Raw genomic sequence first — 3447 nt, forward strand, 5'->3', positions numbered from 1 at the left:
CCGATATTCCGCGCGATTGACCATAGCGGGAAGATCCCGTCCGAAACCCGGTCGCCGGCGACAAGGGCGACCGGCCCCTCGACCATTTCGCCCGATCGCGGGCGCGAGGCGGCGTCGAACGCGGCCAGCAGGAGCTCGGTCTGGCCGTGCCCCGCGAGCCCGGCGAGGCCGACGATCTCGCCTTCGTGCGCCGTGAGCTCGCGGCCGTCCGCCTGCCGCTCGGGGCGAATGCGCACGCGGATCCGCCCGGCGCTGTCGCCGGCGCGCTGAGCGGCTGAAATGGGGGGTTCGCCTTCGACACCCCCCATTGCGGCGACCAGCTTCGAACGGCTGAGATTGCGCGAACGGTCTTCCGCAACCACTTTGCCGTCGCGCATGACGAGAATGCGATCGCAGGTCTCGAGGACCTCGCCGAGGATATGCGAGATGAGCACGCAGCTCAGACCTTGGCCGACGGAGCGCCGGACATAGACAAGCAGCTGGCTCGCGGTGTGCGTGTCGAGCGAAGAGGTCGGCTCGTCGAGGATGACGAGGCGCGCCGGCCGATCATCCGACACGGTGAAGGCGCGCGAGATTTCGACCATCTGACGCCGTCCGATCGACAGATCCTGCACAAGGTCGTCAGGGGAGACGCCATGGCGGGGAAAGATCTCGTCGAGCTTGTCGCGGATGAGCCCCCCGGCGCGTCTGCGCCAGCCGAAACCGCGAATCGACGGATGGACGAACCGCGCGTTCTCGGCGACGGTCAGGTTCGGGCACAGCGAGAGCTCCTGGTAGACCGGACGCAGCCCGAACGCCTTGGCGCGCGCGGCGGAATAGGCGCGCAGCTCTTCGCCGCAGATCACGAGGCGGCCGCGGTCGGGCGCGACAGCCCCGTTGAGGACATGCATTAGCGTCGACTTGCCGGCGCCGTTGTGGCCGACGACTCCGACGCACTCGCCCTGCCGAACCGAGAAATCGACGCCGTCCAGCGCTCGGACGGCGCCGTACGACTTCTCGACCCCCGTGAACTCGACGAGAGCTGCGCCGTCGCCCGCCATGTATCCTAGATCCCTGAGCGCGCGACGCCGCCTTCCCGTCGGGGAGTCTACTTCATGTTCGCCTTGATGGCGGCGACCGCGTCCGCCTGCGTATATTCGTGGCTCGCGACGCCGCCTTTCGGGATCTTGGGCAACTCGGCCTCGAAGTCGTTCTGGTCGAAGGCGAGATACGGCACGAGCAAGTCGTGCGGAATGTTCTTGTTGCCGTCGAGCACCTGCTGCGCCACCCAAAAGGCGAGCGTCGAGACGCCCGGCGCGATCGAGGCCGGCCACGTCACGTAGCCGTCCTTCTCCTTCTGCTCCTTCCACCAGTCGAGCTCGTCCTGGCGGTTGCCCTCGATGATGGTCGGGCGGGGCTTACCCGCGGCGGCGAAGGCCTGCGCCGCGCCGTAGCCGTCGCCGCCCTGGTCCACGACGCCAACGATCGGGGGCAGCGACGGCAGCACGGTCGCGACCGCCTTCTGCGCGGTCGTCTGGTCCCAGTCGCCAGTCACCGACGAGACGATCTTGAAATCCGGGTGGGCCTTTACGCCTTCCTCGATGCCAGCGTGAATAGCGTCGTCAATCGAAGTGCCGGCGAGGCCGCGGATCTCGAGCAGGTTGCCGCCTTTCGGTTGGAACTTGGCCATGTGCTCGACTTCCTGCTTGCCCATGTCCTTGAAGTCGACGACGACGCGGTAGGCGCAGGGCTCGGTGACGATGCCGTCGAAGGAGACGACGACGATGCCGGCGTCGCAAGCCTGCTTGATCGCACCGTTTAGCGCGTCGGGCGAAGCCGCGTTGATCACAATGGCGTTATAACCCTGCAGGATGAGGTTCTGGATCTGCGCCGCTTGCGTCGGCACCTCCTTGTCGGCAGTCGTGAACACGTCCGCCGCGGCGACCACGTGATCCTTGACTGCCTGCTGGGTGACAATATCGTAGCTCTTCAGCATCGCCTGGCGCCAGGAATTGCCGGCGTAATTGTTGGAGAAGGCGATTTTCATCTTGCTGGTGTCCGCGTGCGCGGACCCGGCGAACAGCGCGCCGGCGGCGCACAGGGCGAGCATGGAGACGTGGCGGCTCATCGGTTTCCTCCCAAAGCGATGCCCTCGCGCGGGGATGCTTCTAGCGGTCTTCTTGACTGTCTTGCTTGATGTTGCGGCTCGCGCGGCGGGGCGTTCGCGACCGGCAAGAGCTAACATGCCAGCAAATTTCGAGTCAATTGGAACGCTGCCGCAATAAACGGACAGTCGGCTTCCAGTCCTCCCTACGCCATCTCCGTCACCCGCCCGTCGCGGATGGTGACGCGCCGGTCCATGCGGGCGGCGAGGTCCATATTGTGGGTGGCGATCAGGGCGGCGAGGCCGGTCGCCTTGACGAGCGCCGCCAGCGTCGCGAACACGTGATCGGCGGTCTTCGGGTCGAGATTGCCGGTCGGCTCGTCGGCGAGCAGCACCCGCGGGCTGTTGGCGACGGCGCGCGCGATCGCGACGCGCTGCTGCTCGCCGCCTGAGAGCTCCGCCGGCCGGTGGGTTTCGCGCGCGGCGAGGCCGAGATAGCCGAGCAGTTCTCGCCCGCGGCTTGCAGCTTCCGACCGGGAAAGACCCGCGATCATCTGCGGCAGGACGAGGTTCTCGAGCGCCGTGAATTCCGGCAGGAGGTGATGGAACTGATAGACGAAGCCGATCTGGCCGCGCCTCAGCGCGGTGCGCTCGTCGTCCGCCATGGTCGAGGCCGCGACGCCGCCGACCGTCACTTCGCCCGCGTTCGGCCGCTCGAGCAGGCCTGCGACATGCAGGAGGGTCGACTTGCCTGCCCCCGAGGGGGCGATCAGCGCCACCGACTGGCCCGGATAAAGCGCAAGCGACGCGCCGTTCAAGACCTCGACTGTCGTCTCGGCCCGGCCGTAGCGGCGCTCGATCCCGTCCAGCGCCAGCGCGGGAAACCACCCCGCCTCATTCATAGCGCAGCGCCTCCACCGGATCGAGCTTGGCCGCCCGCCAGGACGGATAGATGGTCGCGGCGATCGATAGGAAGAGCGCGAGCGCGACGACCGCGATGACGTCCGTCGCCTCGACCCGCGAGGGCAGCTGCGACAGGAAATAGAATTCCGATGGAAACAGGTTCTCGCCGGTGAGCCAGGCGAGGAAATGGCGGATCGGCTCGACATTATGGGCGACGAGCAGGCCGAGCACGAGGCCGACGCCGGTGCCGACGACGCCGATGGTCGCGCCGGTGATGAGGAAAATGCGCATCACCGCGCCGCGCGTCGCCCCCATCGTGCGCAGGACCGCGATGGCGCGCGCCTTGTCCTGCACCAGCATGATGAGGCCCGAGATGATGTTGAGCGCCGCCACGCGCATGATGAGGGCGAGGATCGCGAACATCACGTTGCTCTCGACCGCCAGCACGTCGAAGAAGCTGC

Annotated in this window: 4 protein-coding genes; all 4 read right to left on the bottom strand. The window is 67.2% G+C overall.

Translation table 11 applies throughout. The features are described 5' to 3' along the window. On the bottom strand, positions 1 to 1040 hold a 1040-nt coding region (locus ACLP25_RS02500; protein WP_442467664.1), incomplete at its 3' end, for an ATP-binding cassette domain-containing protein. A 47-nt stretch (positions 1041 to 1087) separates the two neighbouring features. Next, entirely contained in the window at positions 1088 to 2107 is a 1020-nt protein-coding gene (locus ACLP25_RS02505) for a substrate-binding domain-containing protein (protein WP_442467665.1), read from the bottom strand. A gap of 182 nt (positions 2108 to 2289) precedes the next feature. Continuing rightward, positions 2290 to 2985, bottom strand: coding sequence for an ABC transporter ATP-binding protein (locus ACLP25_RS02510; RefSeq protein ID WP_442467666.1), 696 nt, complete (start codon positions 2983 to 2985; stop codon positions 2290 to 2292). After that, positions 2978 to 3447: FtsX-like permease family protein (locus tag ACLP25_RS02515; RefSeq protein WP_442467667.1), on the bottom strand; the 470-nt coding region annotated here is incomplete at its 5' end. The genes ACLP25_RS02510 and ACLP25_RS02515, both read right to left, overlap by 8 nt.

This window comes from Roseiarcus sp. (genome assembly GCF_052145395.1).
Lineage (GTDB): Bacteria > Pseudomonadota > Alphaproteobacteria > Rhizobiales > Beijerinckiaceae > Roseiarcus.

Coding starts and splice junctions, on each gene's coding strand:
- ACLP25_RS02505 (WP_442467665.1), bottom strand. CDS start 2,107: ATGAGCCGCCACGTCTCCATGCTCGCCCTGTGCGCCGCCGGCGCGCTG.
- ACLP25_RS02510 (WP_442467666.1), bottom strand. CDS start 2,985: ATGAATGAGGCGGGGTGGTTTCCCGCGCTGGCGCTGGACGGGATCGAG.